The 16541-nt window shown below is 68.8% G+C and carries 17 protein-coding genes (1 of these 17 running past the window's edge); 10 read left to right on the plus strand and 7 right to left on the minus strand.

What is annotated here, in order from left to right:
* Positions 1 to 73, plus strand: the end of a protein-coding gene (locus tag DEFCA_RS0102385) for a DNA integrity scanning protein DisA nucleotide-binding domain protein (protein WP_025321442.1). Its footprint begins 866 nt before the window's first position; only the last 73 of its 939 coding nucleotides appear in the window; its start codon lies off the left edge, out of view; the stop codon is at positions 71 to 73.
* A 320-nt stretch (positions 74 to 393) separates the two neighbouring features.
* On the opposite strand, the gene DEFCA_RS0102390 is transcribed toward DEFCA_RS0102385, so the two are convergent.
* On the minus strand, positions 394 to 1620 hold the full coding sequence (locus tag DEFCA_RS0102390; protein ID WP_025321443.1) for a uracil-xanthine permease family protein: 1227 nt from the start codon (positions 1618 to 1620) through the stop codon (positions 394 to 396).
* 31 nt (positions 1621 to 1651) lie between these two features.
* Positions 1652 to 2278: a uracil phosphoribosyltransferase gene (upp, locus tag DEFCA_RS0102395; protein WP_025321444.1), complete on the minus strand. Its 627-nt coding sequence runs from the start codon at positions 2276 to 2278 to the stop codon at positions 1652 to 1654.
* Between the two features lie 156 nt (positions 2279 to 2434).
* Between upp and DEFCA_RS0102400 the strand changes: the two genes are divergently transcribed.
* Entirely contained in the window at positions 2435 to 3415 is a 981-nt protein-coding gene (locus tag DEFCA_RS0102400) for an HDOD domain-containing protein (RefSeq protein ID WP_169709408.1), read from the plus strand.
* Here the strand turns inward: DEFCA_RS0102400 and speB are convergent.
* Genes speB through DEFCA_RS0102425 form a run of 5 tightly spaced genes read right to left on the minus strand, consistent with a single transcriptional unit; the run spans position 3405 to position 6546 of the window.
* Entirely contained in the window at positions 3405 to 4250 is an 846-nt protein-coding gene (gene speB / locus DEFCA_RS0102405; RefSeq protein ID WP_025321446.1) for an agmatinase, read from the minus strand. The genes DEFCA_RS0102400 and speB overlap by 11 nt on opposite strands.
* Positions 4247 to 5098, minus strand: coding sequence for a polyamine aminopropyltransferase (gene speE / locus DEFCA_RS0102410; protein WP_025321447.1), 852 nt, complete (start codon positions 5096 to 5098; stop codon positions 4247 to 4249). Before speE ends, speB begins: the two co-directional genes overlap by 4 nt.
* Positions 5095 to 5571 carry a pyruvoyl-dependent arginine decarboxylase gene (locus DEFCA_RS0102415; protein WP_051463178.1) on the minus strand — a complete coding sequence of 159 codons (477 nt, stop codon included), beginning with the start codon at positions 5569 to 5571 and terminating at the stop codon, positions 5095 to 5097. The genes speE and DEFCA_RS0102415 overlap by 4 nt, the downstream gene beginning before the upstream one ends.
* Before the next feature lie 5 nt (positions 5572 to 5576).
* Positions 5577 to 5972 carry an adenosylmethionine decarboxylase gene (speD, locus tag DEFCA_RS0102420; protein ID WP_025321449.1) on the minus strand — a complete coding sequence of 132 codons (396 nt, stop codon included), beginning with the start codon at positions 5970 to 5972 and terminating at the stop codon, positions 5577 to 5579.
* Positions 5973 to 6000: 28 nt separating this feature from the next.
* Complete coding sequence (locus DEFCA_RS0102425) at positions 6001 to 6546, minus strand: helix-turn-helix domain-containing protein (RefSeq protein WP_025321450.1); 546 nt, start codon at positions 6544 to 6546, stop codon at positions 6001 to 6003.
* A gap of 285 nt (positions 6547 to 6831) precedes the next feature.
* On the opposite strand from DEFCA_RS0102425, the gene DEFCA_RS0102430 reads away from it, so the two are divergent.
* The 8 genes from DEFCA_RS0102430 (at position 6832) to DEFCA_RS0102465 (ending at position 16530) form a co-directional block, all read left to right on the plus strand.
* Complete coding sequence (locus DEFCA_RS0102430; RefSeq protein ID WP_169709409.1) at positions 6832 to 7836, plus strand: glucosaminidase domain-containing protein; 1005 nt, start codon at positions 6832 to 6834, stop codon at positions 7834 to 7836.
* Positions 7833 to 8921, plus strand: a complete 1089-nt coding sequence (locus DEFCA_RS0102435) for a polysaccharide deacetylase family protein (protein WP_025321452.1) — start codon at positions 7833 to 7835, stop codon at positions 8919 to 8921. The genes DEFCA_RS0102430 and DEFCA_RS0102435 overlap by 4 nt, the downstream gene beginning before the upstream one ends.
* 431 nt (positions 8922 to 9352) lie before the next feature.
* On the plus strand, positions 9353 to 9937 hold the full coding sequence (locus DEFCA_RS0102440; RefSeq protein ID WP_025321453.1) for a peptidylprolyl isomerase: 585 nt from the start codon (positions 9353 to 9355) through the stop codon (positions 9935 to 9937).
* Between the two features lie 359 nt (positions 9938 to 10296).
* Positions 10297 to 11694 carry a sigma-54-dependent transcriptional regulator gene (locus DEFCA_RS0102445; protein ID WP_025321454.1) on the plus strand — a complete coding sequence of 466 codons (1398 nt, stop codon included), beginning with the start codon at positions 10297 to 10299 and terminating at the stop codon, positions 11692 to 11694.
* Positions 11695 to 12126: 432 nt separating this feature from the next.
* Positions 12127 to 12690: a polysaccharide biosynthesis/export family protein gene (locus DEFCA_RS0102450; protein WP_025321455.1), complete on the plus strand. Its 564-nt coding sequence runs from the start codon at positions 12127 to 12129 to the stop codon at positions 12688 to 12690.
* Positions 12687 to 14192, plus strand: coding sequence for a porin family protein (locus DEFCA_RS0102455; protein WP_035802867.1), 1506 nt, complete (start codon positions 12687 to 12689; stop codon positions 14190 to 14192). Before DEFCA_RS0102450 ends, DEFCA_RS0102455 begins: the two co-directional genes overlap by 4 nt.
* Before the next feature lie 29 nt (positions 14193 to 14221).
* Positions 14222 to 15094, plus strand: a complete 873-nt coding sequence (locus DEFCA_RS0102460; RefSeq protein WP_025321457.1) for a CpsD/CapB family tyrosine-protein kinase — start codon at positions 14222 to 14224, stop codon at positions 15092 to 15094.
* A gap of 53 nt (positions 15095 to 15147) precedes the next feature.
* A complete protein-coding gene (locus DEFCA_RS0102465) occupies positions 15148 to 16530 on the plus strand; it encodes a TIGR03013 family XrtA/PEP-CTERM system glycosyltransferase (protein ID WP_029733428.1) in 1383 nt (460 codons plus the stop codon).
* Positions 16531 to 16541: the final 11 nt, after the last annotated feature.

The raw sequence follows: 16541 nt of genomic DNA on the forward strand, positions 1-16541 counted from the left end.
GCCGATCGGTGCCTGGGGCCCCCGGGAGGACCGGCTGTTCCCCGGGCTCCGCCGGTCGGGAGGCGGAGAGTGAGCCCAAAAGGCTTTTCGCTTTCCAGCCTTCTAGCTTCCCAGCCTTCCAGCCTTTCATACCAAGTCGCGTTCAAAGCTATTGCCCCCCCTGCCCAGAGGGGCAAGGGTCCTGTCGGAGAGCCGGGCGCGGCCCCTTCGCTCGCCGCGCAGTGCCTCCGGCGTCTAGACTGCGAAAGGGTGCGGATTCCAACGGGTTGTCATGAAGCCAACTCCCCCGCCCCGTGCCTGCGCGGCGAATCTCAATGCCTGGCTTCGCGCCCGGCCGGAGGCAGGTCCCTTGCCCCGCCCCCGGCTGGGAATCCTATGGATGGCAACTTGGTATCAGAGGTCCGTGAACTCACCAGCCTCCTCAGGGGTGTCCACGATGTGGCTGGGGGTCTCCTCGTCGGGGGCGCCGGGCAGGATGAGGTGGAGGAGCACACCCACGACGCCGCTCAGTCCGATCCCCCCCAGCTTGAACGCTCCGGCCTCCAACGTGACCCCGCCGATCCCCACGATGAGCACCACCGCCAGGATGGTGAGGTTTCGGGTGGCGCTCAGGTTGGGCCGGGCCGACACGAGGGTGCGCACGCCCACGGCGGCGATCATCCCGAACAGGAGGATCAGGATCCCGCCCATGACCGGGGCGGGCACGGTTTTCAGCAGCGCCCCCAGTTTGCCCACGAAGGCCAGCACCACCGCGGCGACGGCCGCGATGGCCATGAGATGGGGCTTGAACACCTTGATCAACGCGAGGGCACCGGTCACCTCCGAATAGGTGGTGTTGGGCGGGCCCCCGAACAGGGCCGCCACCGAGGTGGCCAACCCGTCCGAGAACATGGTCCGGTGGATGCCCGGATCGATGTGGTAGTCCCGGCCGGCCACCTTGCCCACGGCGAAGATGTCGCCGATGTGCTCGATCATGGGAGCGATGGCCACCGGCAGCATGAACAGCATCGCCTCCCATCGGAACTCCGGGAGGGTGAAGGCGGGCACGGCGAACCAGGACGCCTCCCGCACCGGCGTGAAGTCCACGTGGCCCGTAAACAGGGCCGCCAGGTATCCCACCGCCGCCGCCACCAGGATGGGGATCAGGCCGAGCAGGCCCCGGCCCCAGACGGCCACCACGATGGCCGTGGTGAGGCTCAGGAGGGCGAGGAACCAGTTCTGCTTCGACATGTCCACGGCCACCGGCGCGAGCGCCAGCCCGATGTTCATGATGACCGGCCCCACCACCACGGACGGGAGGACCCGGTCGATGAACTCCACCCCCTTCCACCGGATCACCTGGGACATGGCCATGTGCACGAACCCGGCCGCGAACAGACCGCCCAGGGCCACCGGGATGCCCCACTCCTTGGCCGCGATCTGGATCGGGGCGATGAACGCAAACGAGCTGGCCAGGAACACGGGAACCTTGCGCTGGGTGATGAAGTAGAAGATCAGCGTGCCCACGCCGGCCGTGAACAGGGCCACCGAGGGATCGAGCCCGGTGAGCAGGGGCACCAGGGTCAGGGCGCCGAACGCCACGAACAGCATCTGCACGCCGAGGATCAGGTCGCGGAGCATCGATCTCCTCCCGAGCGAGAGTGTGGCCGTCCTACTTGGTCCCGAAGAGCCGGTCGCCCGCATCTCCCAGCCCCGGCAGGATGTACCCCCGATCGTTGAGCCGTTCGTCCATGCTGGCCGCGAACACCTCCACGTCGGGGTGGCTGCGCTCCAGGTTCCGGATCCCCTCCGGGGCGGCCACCAGGCAGATGGCCCGGATGTCGGCGCACCCGGCTTCCTTGAGCATGTCGATCGTGGCGATGAGGGAGTTGCCGGTGGCCAGCATGGGATCGAGGATCACGGCGAGCCGCTGGGCCAGGTCCTGGGACAGCTTCCGGTAGTACCGGACCGGCTCCAGCGTGTCCTCGTTGCGGTAGAGCCCCACCACGTTGACCCGGGCCGCAGGGATGAGGTCGAGCACTCCCTGGAGCATGCCGATGCCGGCCCGCAGGATGGGCACCACCGCCACCTTCTTCCCCGAGAGCTTCTCCACCTCCACGGGCCCGGCCCACCCTTCCACGGTGATCCGCTCCATCTCCAGGTTCCGGAACGCCTCGTAGGTCAGCAGGTTCGTGATCTCCCGCGTGAGATCGCGGAACTTCGACGTGCTGGTGTCTGCCCGGCGCAGCAGCCCGAGCTTGTGGCGGACGAGGGGATGGTCGACGACGCGAAACGGCATGGAGTCCTCCTTGAAAGTCTCGGAGCGTTTGACCGCGGCAAACTATCACAGCGGTTCCCGCCGAGCCAAGACCGGTGTGGCCGTGGGAATCGTAAAGATTCCCCTGGCCGGGGACGATCAAGAACCAAACAGGCTTTCCAAGATCGGGGGTGCGTTGTGTGGAACTGGGTCCGCAGGTTGCTCTTTGGCAGGCCGAGAGAGGTTCAGGGTGCCCGGGCCGGGCACGGGGGGGAGGCTCCTTGTGCCGGCCGGGACGGGCCGAACGAGAAACGGGACGCCGCAGGCGCGGGGTGGGACGCGGCCGAGGAAGGTGAGTTCCTGACCCTGCTGGACGATCCGGGGGATGCCGTGGCCCTGGACGACCTGGGGCCGGACGACCGGCTGTTCCTTTCGGGGGTGTTGCGGCTGGTGCGCGAACGGAAGCTCGAGATCCCGGTGCTTCCCCAGGCCGCCATCGAGGTGTCGCGGCTTCTCGCCCAGGGCGATCCTCCGATCGGCCGCTACGTGGAGGTGCTGGAAAAGGATCCCGGCCTGAGCGTGGAGGTCCTGCGCACCGCCAACTCGGCGTTCTACGGATTCCGCCGCCCGGCCAAGGGGCTGCGGGAGGCGGTGGTCCGGCTGGGGTTGCACCCCGTGAGGGGGCTCCTGGTGATGGCCCACCTCCGGTCACGGGTGCTGCGGGGTGGGCCGTTCCAGGAGCAGGCGGGATGGCTGAACGACCTCTCCCTGGCCCTGGCCCGGGTGTTCCGAACGCTGGCCCCTGATCTGGGAATGGACCCGGACGAGGCCTCCACCCGGGGGTTGCTGTTCCATGTGGAGCACTTCGTGATCCTGGGGGCCCTGGGCGCGATCCAGACCGCAGCGCGTCGTCCCCTGAACCCCTCGAATCGCGCCCTGGCCGAGGCGTTCCGCCGGTGCGGCACCACGGTGCGGGAGCTGGCGGCGGCCGCATGGAAGCTGCCGGTGCTCCGGCCCGATCCGGACCTGGACCTGCGGCTCCGGGCGGTACGCCGCGCGGTGGTGCGGTCCTGGCTGGGGCAGCCCGGAGGGGAGGTGCCCGGGGTGGACCCCGCCCGGCTCTCCGAGGCGCTGGCCAGAACCGCCCGCCCGGCCGGCGCCGAGGCCGCTACCGGGTAGCGCCCATCAGCACCAGAATCTCCCGGGCCACCTTGGCCGCCACCACCGCGCTCGCGCCCGTGGGGTCCCACCCGGGCGAGAGCTCCACCACGTCCGCCCCCACCACCGTCCGCCCGGTGTCCGCGATCTCCCGGAGGCAGTTCTCGAACTCCCGGTAGCCGAGCCCCCCGGGCTCCGGCGTACCGGTGCCGGGGACCACGGAGGGGTCGAACACGTCCAGATCCACGGTGAGGTAGATCGGACCCGTCGTGCGCGACAACGCGTCCCGCACCCCTTGCCGGGTCGCCGGCCCCAGGGTGCCGTGGGTCCGCATCCAGCGGAACTCCTCGCGGGTGCCGGAGCGGATGCCGATCTGGACGAGCCGCTCCGCCGGCACCGAGTCGAGGCACCGGCGCACCGCACAGGCGTGGGATCGCGGGTCGCCCAGGTACTCCTCCCGGAGGTCGGCGTGGGCGTCGAAGTGCACCAGGACCAGACCCGGGTGGCGCCGAGCGTGGGCCCGGACCAGGGGGGGCGTGATCGAGTGCTCTCCGCCCAGGGCCAGGATCCGGTGCCCCCCGGCCAAGAGCCGTTCGGCAGCCTGCTCGATCAGACCCCACGGGTCCAGGGGGGGCAGGTCCAGGTCGCCCAGGTCGGCCACCAGCGATCCGTCGAGTTCCGCGTCCAGGGCCGGGGAGTAGGTCTCGAGCACCCACGACGCCTCCCGGATCGCGGCCGGGCCGAAGCGGGCGCCGGGCCGGAACGAGCAGGTACCGTCGAACGGCAGGCCCAGAAGCGAAAAGGGCGCGCCGGGCGCGCCCTCACACTCCAGGAATCCCCGGGGTCTCAGGTTCATGCCCGGAGTGCCTCCTCGAAGTACGTGGGAAGCACGAACGAGGCCGTGTGGATCCGCGGGTTGTAGTACTGGAATCCGCCGGACACGGCAGCCACCCGTTTGGGATCGGGGCCTGCCATGGGATCCGGTCCCTTGCTCCCGAACCCGAACGCCCAGAACCCGCCGGGGTAGGTGGGCACCGACGCGGTGTAGGGTCGGGCGATGGGGAACGAGGCGGCCAGGTTCCCGAGGATGTCGCGGATGTCGGGCGCATCGAAGAACGGCGACCCGATCTGGGCGCTCAGAACGCCGTCCTCCCGCAGGGCCCGGTGGCAGTCGGCGTAGAAGGATTCGCTGAACAGGCCCAGGGCCGGCCCGATGGGGTCGGTGGAGTCCACGATCACGGCGTCGTACTCCGCGGTCTTGCCCTTCACGAACTCGATGCCGTCGGCGTAATGGATGGTGAGACGCGGGTCGTCCAGGGCGCAAGTGAGGGCGGGGAAGTGCTCCTTGCACACCTCCACCACCTTTTCGTCCAGCTCCACCATCTCGACCCGCTCCACCGTGGGGTGGCGCAGCACCTCCCGGGCGCTGCCCCCGTCGCCCCCGCCGATGATCAGGACCGAGCGGGGGTTGGGGTGGGTGAACAGGGGGATGTGGATGAGCATGTCGTGGTAGATGAACTCGTCCTTCTCGGTGAGCATGAAGATGCCGTCCAGGAGGAGCACCTTGCCCAGCAGGGCGGTCTCCACCACGTCGATCTTCTGGTAACGACTTCGGCCGGAGTAAGGATAACCGGTCACCCGGACCCCCACGGCGTAGCCGTCCCGATGGACTTCCCGGAACCACAGGTCGAAAGGCTGGTTCATTGGCTCTTCTCCCATAGCACGACGCCGGCGAATGCGGCGCCCTTGTTCTCCACCTTGTGTTCCGCCTCGGCGGTGTGAATCTCCCGCACCGCGACCCCCCGGGCCCGCATGCCCTCCTCGGCCATCCTCACCACGATCTCCCGGCTGATGTCGGCCCGGCCGTAGGCCGAGTACTCCATGATCAGACCGGGTCTCCCCTCGTCCTCCGGCACGGCCACGGCCACCGCGGCCGAGATGATCTCTCCGGGCACCGAGCAGGTGATCGCGGCGTAGGCCACCGGCACCAGGGCTCCGGCGGGCAGGGGCACCGGGGCGGTGGGCCGGCACCCCGGGGGCAGGATGCTCGAGATCTTCACCAGGTTGGTGTTTCCCACTCCGGCTCGGAGGAGGGCGGCGTCGAAGGCGTTGAGCTCCATGTATCCCTCGGCGTCGCCCGCCACGAGAAAGTAGTGGGTGGGGGTGCGGATCAGCACGGTCCCTACACCGCCACGGCGACCGGTTTGTGGCGAAGGGGGCCGTCCACGTCCAACACGCCCCGCGGCACCTCGCGGGTCTCGGTGCGTTCGGCGCCGAGATTCTCGGCCAGGTAGTGGTGGGCCGTCCACGGGTTGACGGAGTCCCCACAGGTGAACAGGTCCACCGCGGCATAGCCGTACTCGGGCCAGGTGTGGATGGCCAGATGGCTCTCGGAGATCACCACCACTCCGCTGACCCCGTGGGGGCTGAACCGGTGGAACACGCTCTGGACGATGGTGGCGCCGCTCACCACCGCCGCCTCTTTCATCAGCCGTTCCACCCGCTCGGGGTCGTTGAGGACCTCCGGGTCGCAGCCGTAGTACTCGCCCAGGATGTGCCGGCCAAGGTTTTGGACCAACGTACTCACCTCCTCGCCCAAGGACGGATCAAAAGCTCGGGGGGCTGGCCACCCACAAAACCGTGACGGGCCGTTTCCCGGAGTTCTTCAGCCAGTGCCTCCGGTCGGCCGGGTAGTAGAAACAGTCGCCCTTCCGGGCCCGGTGCACCCGATCCCCCAGGTGGAGGTCCACCTGTCCGGCGAGCACGAACCCGAACTCCTCCCCTTCGTGGCCGCCGATCGGTTCGGTGGATGCGCCGGGTTCCAGTTCGACCAACACCGGCTCCATGAGGTGCCGGTGGGCCCGGGGGATCAGGAAGCTCAGCAGGAACCCCGGCTCGGACTCCCCGGACGGCACGCGCTCCTCCCGCCGGAACACCACCGGGTCCTCACGGTCCCCGTCCTCCCGGAAGAACTCCCCGAGCGTCACCCCCAAGGCGTTCAGGATGTCCTCCAGCGTGGCGATCGAAGGGGACGTGGCATCGTTTTCCAGCTGAGAGATGAACCCCTTGGTCAGGTCGGCCCGATTTGCCAGGTCCTCCTGGGTGAGGCCGGCCTGGAGCCGAAGTCTGCGAAGTCTCTTCCCAATCTTCAAAGCGGACCTTCCAGACGTTTAGAATGTCTAAACCTTGGGTTCGTTTACGAAGCCTAAACCCAAGGTTTATCACGGGGGCGCCTACATACCGGAGTCACCCCAGGGAGTCAAGCGCTTTTTTCGGGAGGGCGAAAATTTGACACGACGCCCCCCGAAGACTATGTAGAAGCGCTGTACCACTCTCCACGCGGCCGCGGGCCGCGTGGCCCCACGAACCCGAGGGCCCCGGGCCCCTGGGGGAGGAGAATGACCATGGAGTCGGGTGATGCCCAACCTCCGAGTCCCTTGTTTTCACTTCGCGCGTTCCTGAAGACCTCGGTAGCCGTTCTCGGCCTGCTTCCCCTGCTCGTCTCGCTTTCGCCTCCGGACCGGGCGCGGCCGGACCCGGCAACAGGGTCCGGCCCCGCATCGGAAGGGGGGCTGGTCCTGTTCCGTCCCGCCTCCGCCCAGGAGCTGGCAGCGGTGTTGGATCGGGTGTGGGCCGAGGTCGGGGATGGAGGGGTGCCCAACGTGGCCCCCGCCACCCTGCCTCCGGGGCTGGACCGGTTCCCGGTGTCCCGGCGAAAACAGGTGTTCGTCCGGGCCGTGGTGCCCCACGTGGTGGCGGCGAACGAGCGGATTCGAGCCCAGCGCGATTCCCTGGAGGCGATCGCCCGGAATCTAGAGCGTGGTGGTCGCACATCGGAGGTGGACCTCCTGTTCCTGCTCGATCTGGCCCGGCGGTATCGGGTGAAGGTCGATCCCGCGGGGGTGCGGGCCGACCCCCGGGCCGTGCTCGATGCGCTCTTGAAGAGGGTGGATGTGGTGCCGGTGCCCCTCGCCGTGGCCCAGGCCGCCCTGGAGTCGGCATGGGGTACCTCGCGGTTCGCGCTGGAGGGTAACTCGCTGTTCGGCCAGTGGGTGTTCCGGGGGGGCGCCGGTATGGCGCCCCGCGACCGTCCGGCCGGGGCCCGGTACGCCGTGGCGGCGTTCCCGGGCCTGGCCGAGGCCGTGGACGGATACCTCCGAAACCTGAACACCCTGTGGGCCTACGAGGAGTTCCGCCGGTTGCGGGCCAGGGCCCGCGCCGAAGGCCGCCGGCCGGACCCGCGGGAGTTGGCCTGGGGGCTCCTGCCCTACTCGGTGAGAAGGGAGGCGTACGTGCAGGAGGTGCTGGACGTGATGCGCCAGAACCGCCTGGGGCGGTATCAGGGGGTGCGGCTCGTTCGTCTGGCCCCCGAACGGATCGAGGCGGCCCTGGGCGGCATCCGCTTGGCCTCCGGCCGGGAAGCGGCGGCCCCGGACGCATGATCCCGGCGTGGCTGGGCCGGGCCGGGCGGCGGGGCGCCCGGTGGGCGGGGGCGCTCGCGGCCCTGCTGATGGTGCTGGGAACCCCGGGCCGGGCGCGGGCGGACGCGCCGGAGCCGGTGCGCATCCTCCTGTACCATCGGGTCGGCGACAGCCGCTACCCCTCGACCAACGTTTCGGCGGAGGCGTTTCGGGCCCAGATGGCGTGGCTGCGGGACGCCGGTTACACCGTGGTGTCGACCCGTGCCCTGGAGGACCACCTGCTCAGGGGCCGGGCTTTGCCCCCGCGGCCGGTGGTGATCCAGTTCGACGACGGGTACCGCAGCGTGCTGGAGAACGCCTGGCCGGTGCTCCAGGAGTTCGGATACCCTGCCACCGTGTTCCTCGCCACCCGCGCCTTGGATCGGGGGTACTCGGACTTCGTCACGTGGGACGAGGTGGAGAGGTGGGCCCGGCAGGGCATGGAGTTCGGGGTGCACGGCCACGCCCACCAGCGGCTCGGACGTGCCGATCCGGGGGAGTCGGCCGAGGGGTACGCCCGCCGGGTACGCGAAGAGTTCGCCTTGGCGGCGGAGCGGTTCCGTTCCCACGGGCTCCCGGTCCGGTGGGTGGCGTATCCCTACGGGGAGTACAGCCCCGAGGTGGTCGAGGCGTGCCGGGATCTGGGGTTCCGGCTCGGGTTCACCCAGGATCCAGGGGCCGTTCCGGAGGGGGCGGACCGGCTTCTGCTCCCCCGGTTCGCGGTCGTGGGGAGCCTGGGGGACCAGGCCCGCTTCCGGGAACGGCTGGGGTACGGGGCCTTGGCTCTGGCGGACCGGTGGCCCGAGCCGGGGCCTCTGGCGTCGGCCGAGGTGGAGCGTTTCGGGGCCAGGATCGTGGAGCCGGCCCGGTACGGCCGCGTCGTGAACCTGTTCGTGAGCGAGCTGGGTCGGGTCGAGGCCCGCTACGACCCCGCCACCGGGCGGGTGGAGGCTCCGGGAGCGCGGCTGAGGCGGCGCATCAATCGGGTCTTGATCTCGGTGCGGGAGAAGGCGACAGGCCGCTTCGCCCTGGCCTCGTGGCTGCTGGTGGGGCCGGGGGACGAGTGAGGACGGTGGCCCTCCCTAAGGCCCCTGGGGGCCGGGCAACGTGCGGCGTAACAGGAGGCCCTCGCGCCCCCGGTTTGACGAGAGCCACTTGCCCAGGGGGGCCAGAAGCCCCTCGACCGGCGACCGAAGTTGCTGGAAAGCCCCATCAGGCCCCTGCGGGGCCGACAGCGGGGAGGGTAACTTTCATTGGTCCGGGGCTCATTGCCGGCGGCGGGCCATGGGTTTCAGGAGCCAGAGTTCAGGGGACAGAAGCCAGAAACAGGGCAAAGGCAATGTGGCCAAACCGACGTCGTGGGACCACGACCCGTCCCCTGACATCTGTCCTCTGACCCCTGGTCCCCATGCCCCCCGACTCCGATGTCGAGACGAACTTTCGACCGACGACCAACGACTGACGACCAACGACCGGAGTTACTGGGAAGGAGACAGTCATGAGAACCGCGCTGGCGATCGTTCTCGCCGTGGGCCTGGTGTCGGCCGCGGCGGCGGCCGACAACCCCAGGGTGGCCCTCAAGACGACCAAGGGCACGATCGTGGTGGAGCTGTATCCGGACAAGGCGCCGCGTACGGTGGAAAACTTCCTGCGGTACGTCCGGGAGGGGTTCTACGCGGGCACGGTGTTCCACCGGGTGATCCCGGGGTTCGTGATCCAAGGCGGGGGGCTCACCCCGGATCTGCAGCCCAAGCCCACCCGTGCGCCGATCCCCAACGAGGCCAAGAACGGGCTTTCGAACCGCCGCGGCACCGTGGCCATGGCCCGGACCATGGTGGTGGACAGTGCGACGTCCCAGTTCTTCGTGAACCTGGCCGACAACACCTTCCTGGACCACCGGAACGAGACCCCCCAGGGGTACGGGTACGCGGTGTTCGGCCGGGTGGTCGAGGGAATGGACGTGGTCGACGCGATCGCAGCGGTGCCCACGGGCACGGTGAAAGGGTTCCGGGATGTGCCGAAGGAGGCCGTGGTCATCGAGTCGGCCGAGGTCCTCCCGGCCGGCCCGAGGACGAACCCCTGAGGCCTTGGGCGACCGGGGAAAAGGTTGCCCACCCACCCTGCAGGAGGAACTTTTTTTCCCACCCTGTAACCTGAATGTCCGCTTCCGGCTCCTTCCCAGGCCCACGAGGGTAGTTCGATTCCCTCGTGGGCCTGCTTTTTTCGGTCTTCGGCCGGCACACCGGCCCCTGTCCTCCGACGGGAACGGGCTCGCGCCCATACCCTCCGGCTGCCCGCGCCGGACGAGCCGCCTGCCGGACCCGGGCTCCCTTCCCGGGCATGGCGCGGGAAGGTGAGCCGAAACTTGGCACAGCGCTTGCTTCTCACGTGCCCGTTTCTTTCGTTCCCCCGTCTTCCCCCCCAACCAACGAAACGATACGGATGAACCCCTGCTGCATCCTGGTGATCGAGTCGGACGGCCTCACCGCCGACCATCTGCGAGCCCTGGCTCGGGAGGATGGGTTCCAGGTGCACCACGCCGCCAACGGCTCCGAAGGGATCGGTATGCTGGCGGCCCTGCGGCCCGAGGCGGTTTTCGTCGACGTGAACCTCCCGGACATGGACGGCCGGAAGGTGCTCTCCGAGATCCGCACCCACGGGTTCGGGAGCCTGGTCCTCATGCTGCTCAACCGCCGGGATGTGAACGCCGTGGTGGAGTGCATGAAGCTCGGCGCTTTCGCGGTGCTGGAGAAACCCTGCGACCCCGACGAGCTCGACGCCACCCTGCACCGCCTGCGGGACCGGATCCGGCTCGAGGAAGAGGTCCAGACGCTCCGCAGCCGGGTGGAAGAGGGGTCGCCCTACCAGCTCCTGTTTGGGCACAGCCGCCGCATGCGCGAGGTCCAGGCCATCGTGGACCAGATCGCGGACACGGACATCACGGTGCTGATCCGCGGGGAGAGCGGCACGGGCAAGGATCTCCTGGCCCGGGCGATCTACGAGGGATCGGCGAGGGCCAAGAGGGCGTTCGTCAAGGTGAACTGCGCGGCCCTTCCGCGCAACCTCTTGGAGAGCGAGTTGTTCGGGTACGAGGAGGGAGCCTTCACCGGCGCCCACCGCACCAAGAAGGGCAAGTTCGAGTACGCGGACCAGGGCACCATCTTCCTGGACGAGATCACCGAGATGCACGTGGACCTGCAGGCGAAGCTGCTCCACGTGCTCCAGGACAAAGAGATCTCCCGATTGGGGGGCAAGGACCCGATCTCGGTGGACGTGCGGATCATCGCGGCGACGAACCGCGAGATTGAGGAAGAGGTTCGCCAGAAACGGTTTCGCGTGGACCTGTTCTACCGGCTCAACGTGGTGAACATCGTGCTGCCGCCCCTCAGGGAGCGGGCCGAGGAGATCCCGTTCTTGGCCGAGCAGCTCTGTCGGAAGTTCGCCCGTCAGTACGGCCGGCCCGATGCGCAGATTCCCCGGGACCTCCTCAAGGAGATGGAGACCTATCCGTGGCCGGGGAACGTGCGGGAGCTGGAGAACTACGTGAAGCGCATCGTGATCGTGGGCGACGTGGACGGCGTGCGGCGGGAGATGCTCTACCACCGCAGGGTCCACGAACGAAACGCAGTCGACCTGCAACAGGAAGAGATTCCAGACTTTTCCGAGTTCCAGGGCAGGACCCTCAGGGACGTGTCCCGGGAGGCGGCACGGGACGCGGAGCGGCGCGTGCTCCGCCGGGTGCTCGACCACACCCGCTGGAACCGGAAGAAGGCGGCGCAGTTGCTGGACATCAGCTACAAGGCGCTCTTGTACAAGATCCGGGAGACCGGTTTGGAGTAGGGGCCCTCCCGCCGTTCATGGGGGGTGTCCAAGGGAGAGCGAGGGCCGGCGACTCATGGTTCTCGGCCAACGACCGGCAACCGAGGTTGGCGGAAGCATCGTCAGGCCCCTGCGGGGCCCTACAACGTGCGGCGTAACAGGATGCCCTCCCGCGGGGCGGGGGGCCTGTTTCCGGCCGTGCGTGAGTGCAGCATTCGACTTGCGCCGCATCCGTCACCCAGCCCGGGGGACGAAGCGTTTCAGCGGATCTGATGGCGAGGCGGCCCGGAAGCGAAGCCGACCGGGGACGCGGTGGCTGAGTGCCGGATGCAGCGACTGTCGGAGCCACGCCCGGCGCTCCAACAGACCCGCCCCCGGGTTGGCGGGAGCCGCTTGCCCTGGGGGTCAGGAGACCGAAGACCGTCGACCGAAGTTACAGGGAAGGAGGCTTCCATGATGCAGCGGATCGGGGTGTTCCTCGCGGCACTGGTACTCACGGCGGGCGTCGCCCTCGGGGCCGGCAACGGGGTGGCGAAGCGGCCGGCCTACCGCATCGGTGTGGAGGATGTCCTGGACATCCAGGTGTGGAAGAACCCCGAGGTGTCCCGCCAGGTTTGGGTCCGGCCCGACGGCCGGATCACGCTGCCGCTGGTGGGCGAGATCTTCGTGGAAGGGATGACCCTGGCCGAGCTGACCGACGAGGTGACGACCCGGCTCAAGGAGTACTTCACGGACCCGGTGGTGACGGTGAGCCTGGTGGAGATCAACAGCTACACCGTGTACCTGCTGGGCCGGGTGAACAGTCCCGGTGCCATGAAGCTCCGGAGCCCCAAGACGTTTCTGCAGGTTCTGTCCATGGCGGGGGGGTTCCAGGAGTTCGCGGACACGGACAGCGTGATGCTGTTGCGCTGGGAAGGGGACAAGGAGAAGCGCATTCCCGTGGATGCCGAGTCGATCCTGAAGCGGGGGGAGGGCGATTTTTTGCTCCGGCCCGGTGACGTGATCGTGGTGCCATGAGGGGGGCGGTGGGCATCGCGGTGGCCGTCGCCTTGGCCGCGGCCCTCCCGGCTCGCGGCGCCGACGGTGCAGCGACCGCGCCCGATCCGTTCGAGCGCCAGCTCACCCGGTATCGGGAGTTCCTGGACTACGGGGGGTACGAGACCTCCGTGGAGGGGCTGTTGCCCAAGGGGTCCGTGTCCCGGTGGAACCTGTCGGTCGGCCTGGGGGCGACCTACACGGACAACCTGGACCAGGACGCCCGCCGGGAAGAGGCGTGGTGGGCCGACGGCTCCTTGGGGGTGGGCTGGGTCCGCCGCACGCCCCGGCTGCTGGGCACGGCGGACTACCGGTTCAGCTCGGGGCTCTACGAGAGCACGGCGGTGGGCCAACGAAACACCACCCGCCAGTCCCTGGTGGGGGGGCTGCGGTGGCAGGCCTCCCCCCGGCTCACCACCTTCGTCACCGGTCATGCCACACAGAACCTCGAAGAGCCCATCGGCGGCGGGCTCTCTGGGGTGGCGGCCGGCTACCGGAACCGTTCCGACGAGTACTCGATCTCCGGGGGCTACACCTGGCGGCTGGCGGCCTCGGTGGTCCAGGACGCCTCGTACGGGTTCTCGTACCGGAACTACGTCTCGGAGGAAGCGACGGGCGAGGACACCCGCTCCCACCAGGCCTCCGCCGGCCTCGCGTGGGGAGGGGGCCGCACGGGCCGGTGGCGCATGAGGTACGGCTACGCCAGACAGGAGGAGGTGAGCACGGGGGACGGCCGCCAGAACCACACGGGGTCGGTGGGGTGGAGCCGGACGTTTCTGCCCCTTGCCGACCCCAGGCCGACGACCGTGGGGTTCGATTACTCGGTGGACCGGGGCCTTCCCTACGACGGGAACCGGTACTGGAACCACTCGTGGAGCGTGAGCCTCGCTCGGTCGTGGTCGCCCCGGACGACCACCTCGGCCCGGGTGGGGTACCAGTGGGTGATGCCGGAAGACGGCCAGACGGAACGTTCCGTCACGTGGGGGGTCGACGCGAGCCACCGCTTCACCGAGTACACCACGGCCTCGTTGGGGGCGTCGGAGGGGTGGTCGTACCAGCCCGCCACGTCCCGCACCTCGTTCACCCAGCTCACGAAGACCCGGAGGGTGAGCGGCTCGGTCTCCACCCGGTGGGGACGCAGCCTGACCTCCCGGCTTCTCGCCTCGGTGGTGGATGCCCAGGTCCAGGGCGGAGAGGGCGTGCACGAGGACGACTACTGGGAGGCCTCGGCCTCGGCCGAGGTGTCGGCGAAGGTGGGACGCGACGGGTTTTGGGGAACGGGGTACCGGTTCTCGCGGCGGATGGCGGACCTGCCCGACGACCGGTTTCGGCGCCACCGCTGGAACGGATTCGTGCGGTGGAGCCTGGGTCGAGTCTGGGACGTGCGGGTGACCCTGACCCACGATCGGCAGACCTACGACGTCGTGCCCGACTCGGACTACCACGAGAACCGGATCACCGCGAGCCTGAGCGCGACCTGGTGAGGCCGGCCGCAGACGAGACGAGGGAGCGCATGAGCAAGATCCTGAAGGCCTTGGAGAAAGCAGGAAAGGAAGGGACCCTGGAGGTGGCGGTGGATCGCAGTCCCGCCGATCCGGTGGCCCCGGCGGATCCGGCCCCGGTTCCCGGCCGGCCGCGCCGACGCCGCAAGGCCGGCGCGGTGGTCACCCAGGCTCCCGACCCCGAGATCCTGCGGCGCGTGGATCCCCACGTGGTGGTGCTCCACAAGCCCATGTCCGTGATCTCCGAGCAGTACCGCGGAATGCGAAGCCGGATCGAGCGGGCCAATGCGGACGGAAGGATCCAGACCCTGGTCATCACCAGCGCGTTCAAGGGTGAGGGCAAGAGCGTGACGGCCACCAACCTGGCCTCCGTGTTCGCCCAGGACGCCACCAAGGCTGTTCTCCTGGTGGACGCGGATCTGCGCAGGCCCCGGATCCACAAGTTGCTGGGGATCGAGGGCACCCCGGGCCTGGGGGACCTGCTCCGCGGCCGGGCGACCCTGGGAGAGGTGCTCCAGACCACGCCGTTCTACGGGCTTTCGGTGGTGACGGCCGGAACCGTGGAAGGGCACCCGGCCGAGCTGCTGGCGAGCCCCGAGTTCGACGACTTCATCGCCCAGGCGCGTTCCCAGTTCGATTATATCGTGGTGGACACCCCGCCGCTGCACCCGATCAGCGACGTGAACTTCCTGGCCGACGCGGTGGACGGCATCGTGCTCGTGGTCCGGGCGCACAAGACCCATCGGGGGCTCGTGCGGCAGGCGGCGGAGACCATCCCTCGGGAGAAGCTGCTGGGCACGGTGCTGAACCGGGCCGAGAGCCTCAGGAGCGGGTACGGCTACGGATACGGAGGAGCGGGTTACTACTACTACAAATACTACTGAGCCGGAACGTCGGGGGGAGCGAGGAGATCTCGAAGCATGGAGGAGGCCAAGGCATGCGCCGCGCTCTAACGGTGCGCCACGTGACGCTGTTCGTGGTGGAGGACGCGCTCATCCTCGGAGCCGTGCTCGCTGCCATGGGCCTTCGGTTCGGAGGGGACGTCCGTTTCCTGTTGGGCGACCCGCTGGAGTGGATGCGGATCGGGCTCGTCGTCCTCGTGACCCAGGTCTGCTTCTACTACCACGACCTGTACGAGCTCAAGGTTCTGAACAGCCGCCGGGAGCTCATGATCCGTCTCCTCCAGGCCCTGGGTGTCGCGAGCATCCTGTTGGCGTTCGCCTACTACGTGTACCCCGACCTGATCCTGGGGCGGGGGATCTTCGTCCTGTTCGTGGCGATCGTGATCGGGGTGGTGGTGCTCTGGCGGCTGGGGTATACCGCGGTACTCTCGACCCGGGGGCTGTCGGTGGGCATCCTGCTCGTGGGGGCAGGAGACCTGGCGCGGAAGGTCTACCGGGAGACGCTGGCGCGCAAGACCCTGGGGTTCCACGTGGTCGGGTGCCTGGCGGCCGAGCCCGACGGGGCGGACGATTGCCAGGGGCTGCCGCCGGTGCTGGGAGGGTACGAGGATCTGCTGGAGGTGGCGGCCCGCCCAGACGTGGACCGGGTGGTGGTGGCCATCGCGGAGCGGCGGGGAAAGTTCCCCGTGCGCGGGCTCCTGGAGCTGCGGCTGTCCGGCAAGCCCGTTCTGGACGGCGCGGCGTTCTACGAGGAGCTCACCGGCAAGATGCTGGTGGAGCACCTTCGACCGAGTCAGCTCATCTTTTCCGAGGGATTCTCCAAGCATCCGGTCACCTTGGCCATCAAACGGTTCGTGGACTTCGCAGCCAGCCTGCTGGGGCTCGTGGTCTCGGCTCCGATCTGGGCGGTCATCCCGCTGGCCATCAAGCTCGACTCGCCGGGGCCGGTGTTCTTCCGGCAGGAGCGGGTGGGGGAAAAGGGCCGAAGGTTCGAGGTGCTCAAGTTCCGCTCCATGCGATCGGACGCCGAGAAACACACCGGGCCGGTGTGGGCCCGGGACAACGACGACCGGGTGACGCGGGTGGGGCGGTTCATCCGGAAGACCCGGATCGACGAGATCCCCCAGCTGGTCAACGTGCTCAAGGGCGAGATGAGCTTCGTGGGCCCGCGGCCGGAACGACCGTTCTTCGTGGAGCAGCTGGCCCGGGAGATCCCCTACTACGTCCAGCGCCACACGGTGAAACCGGGGGTGACGGGGTTGGCCCAGGTAAAGTACAGTTACGGCTCCACCAAGGAAGACGCCCTGGAGAAGCTCCGGTACGACCTGTATTACATCAAGAGGATGGGGTTCTGGATGGACGTGTCCATCATTTTCGAGACCGTGAAGGTGGTGCTGTTCGGCAAGGGTGCCAAGTAACCGCGCGGGGT

Origin of the sequence: Deferrisoma camini S3R1 (assembly GCF_000526155.1) — a bacterium.
Lineage (GTDB): Bacteria > Desulfobacterota > Deferrisomatia > Deferrisomatales > Deferrisomataceae > Deferrisoma > Deferrisoma camini.